Consider the following 2,042-nt stretch of genomic DNA (forward strand, 5'->3'; position numbering starts at 1 on the left):
CCACCTCCTCCCGTTTTTTCGCGACAGGCGATTTGCACGCGAGCGGCGCCATCCATTTTTCGAGGCGACTCACTCTTGGGCAAAATCGAAATCACAAAGGGCGACCTTCTCGATCAAGACGTCGATGCAATCGTCAACGCCTGGAATCGAAACATCATCCCGTGGTGGCTGCTTCTTCCGCAGGGAGTCTCGGGAGCGATCAAGCGGCGTGGCGGTCACGCTCCTTTTCGCGAACTAGCCAAGCACGGGGCAATTCCGCTTGGCGGCGCTGTCCTAACCAGTGCGGGCGATCTGCCATTCAAAGCCATCATCCATGTGGCCGGCATCAGCCTGTGGTGGCGATCAAGCGAATGGTCAATTCGGCAATCCTGTCGCAACGCACTCGCGTTGGCGGAGGAGAAGCAGTTCAACTCGATCGCGTTGCCACTGATTGGTGCTGGCACCGGTGGCGGATCGGCGGAAACCGTTCTTGATATGATGAAAGATGAACTCGCGACCGTTCGCTTCGGAGGGCGAATCGTCATCGTTAAATTTCAAAAAGACGAATGGAAGCGAAACGGCGCAAGCCGTCCGGTCCCACCCAGCCAATCCGCGTAAAATCCAGAACTCGCGTCCTGCCGCGCAAGCCCTCCGGTATCACAAGCAGCCCACTATTGCAGCGTTCCAATGCAGATCAACATTCAAGTCGGCGACGTATTGGCAGTTGCCGCCGATGCCTTGATCTCTACCGCGAACCCGTGGTTGAATCTTTCGGGTGGCGTCAATGGAGCGATCCTTTCGGCGGCTGGTCCGACGATTCAAGAAGAATTGCACGCCCACCTGAAGAGCGAAGGCATTTCTGCGGTGCCGGCTGGAACCGTCGTCCGAAGCAGTTCGGGGAACCTGCCATTCAATTGCATCCTGCATGCGGTTGCGATCGACCCGTTCTACGATTCGGCCGTTGATCTAGTCCGCCAGACCGTCGTCACCGCACTGGACCTTGCCATCCAGGCCGGAGCAAAAACGATCTCGACGCCGACACTGGCCACCGGATACGGCCCCATGTCTATCGCCGATTTCGGAACTGCCGTGGCACCGCTGGCGAGTGTCCCCAGGTTCACCGGGCTTTCACTGACAATCGTCGTCCGCTCAGAAGAGCACCGATCCGAATTATTCGAAGCCATCTCAGTGGCTCGGGCTCGGGTGTGAAGGCAACCGCATGAAGTACGGCTTCCTTTTTCTGTTGTTGGCGTTGGCCATGGCGACTGCCGCCGCTCGCGGCGGCCCGTGGGCTTGGCTGCTCTTTTATCCTGCGTTCTCGTTCGGAGTCGTTTCGGCAGCGTACGTGTTCTCAGCGCCCGGCGTTTTGGCAAGCGTTTTGATGGCAAGCGTTCCAAGCTTGGAACACTGCTTGTGTTGCCGTACGTGCTGTACGTTGCCGCAGTGTGGCATTTGGTGCGACTGCTGTCGCGGGAGCCCAAACTGAATCCGCTTGGCGACGACCTCGTCCTTTCAAGACGACTCCTTGGCCATGAGCTGCCAGACAACATCGCATCGGTGGTCGACTTGACCTGCGAATTCACGGAACCCAATGAACGCTGGAAGATTCAATCGTACCTCTGCTACCCGATGCTGGACGGCACTGGCGCGACGGCAGACAACCTTCAAGAATTGGCGATGCAGATCAACAACATGCCCAAGCCGGTTTTGATCCACTGTGCCCAGGGCCACGGCCGAACAGGCCTTGTCGCATCAGCGGCACTACTCGTATCGGGAAAAGCACAAACCGCGGCAGATGCAATCGCGATGGTGCAATCCGTCCGACCAGGAGTCGATCTGAACCGAGACCAAAGATCGGTCCTGGAGAAACTTCAGTGAGCCTCGACTCCAACGCCAACCTCAGTTCCAGCATTCCTTCCAAGCCAAACACGGGCACCATCCGCCACAAAGCAAGGCACTTGATTTGAAGACGAGCGATGACCCCCGTTCGTTCTAGGGATGTCGATTGATTCAGGGCAGCATTTGGTAGTGGACGAGGCAAGGAGTCCCTTGTGTGGGGAAGG

The 2,042-nt window shown here is 57.7% G+C and carries 3 protein-coding genes; all 3 read left to right on the forward strand.

Going from position 1 to position 2,042, the window contains the following annotated elements; all coding sequences use genetic code 11:
- Positions 1–597 (forward strand): macro domain-containing protein (locus B2R17_RS02925; protein WP_349676980.1); only part of this gene is annotated, 597 nt, incomplete at its 5' end.
- 69 nt (positions 598–666) lie between these two features.
- Positions 667–1,188 (forward strand): macro domain-containing protein, encoded by a 522-nt coding sequence (locus B2R17_RS02930; RefSeq protein WP_286762775.1) that lies wholly within the window; start codon positions 667–669, stop codon positions 1,186–1,188.
- A 204-nt stretch (positions 1,189–1,392) separates the two neighbouring features.
- Positions 1,393–1,857, forward strand: coding sequence for a dual specificity protein phosphatase family protein (locus tag B2R17_RS02935; RefSeq protein WP_286762776.1), 465 nt, complete (start codon positions 1,393–1,395; stop codon positions 1,855–1,857).
- The last annotated feature ends 185 nt before the right edge of the window (positions 1,858–2,042 follow it).

The sequence above is a fragment of the Rhodopirellula sp. UBA1907 genome, from assembly GCF_002337565.1.
In the GTDB taxonomy this organism is placed as follows: Bacteria; Planctomycetota; Planctomycetia; order Pirellulales; family Pirellulaceae; genus Rhodopirellula; species Rhodopirellula europaea.